The sequence below is a fragment of the Pseudomonas sp. EL_65y_Pfl1_R83 genome (assembly GCF_963970695.1).
In the GTDB taxonomy this organism is placed as follows: Bacteria; Pseudomonadota; Gammaproteobacteria; order Pseudomonadales; family Pseudomonadaceae; genus Aquipseudomonas; species Aquipseudomonas tritici.
The window spans coordinates 1-433 of the sequence record NZ_CAXAQI010000495.1; the positions used below are offsets into that span (position 1 = coordinate 1).

The window sequence follows — 433 nt, forward strand, 5'->3', positions numbered from 1 at the left end:
GACTTTTGCGATCGAAGGCCATCGGGAAATTGAGCCGGTGCAAGCCGGTCGACCACCGCGCCGTCACCTTGCTGGAGGCAAGGTCACCGCGAACGATCGAACCGTTGTCAGGCAGATTGACCCAGACCGTATCGCCATCGAGGCGGAAGCCTTCGGGATGCGCGGGCAGCGGCATTTGCTTGATGGCAGCGTGGGTCGCCGGGTCGATCGTCGCGAGTGCGCCATCGCCATAGCCGACAAGCAGGAAGCCATCGCGCGGATCGACGCGCAGATTGTCGGCATCGTCGCCGACCTTGAGTGTGGCAATGAGGTCCAGGCTTTCGCCCCTGTAAAAACGGACGGCGCCGCCTTGGTCCGCGACGGCCAATTCGCGCGGTCCATCGAGCCAGGCAAGTCCCTGCGGGTGCCGCAGGCCCGACAACCGAATCGTGCG

At 64.7% G+C, this 433-nt stretch carries 1 protein-coding gene; it reads right to left on the minus strand.

Going from position 1 to position 433, the window contains the following annotated elements; all coding sequences use genetic code 11:
- A partial coding sequence (locus AACY08_RS30010) for a YncE family protein (protein WP_339472718.1) occupies nucleotides 1–433 on the minus strand: 433 nt, incomplete at both ends.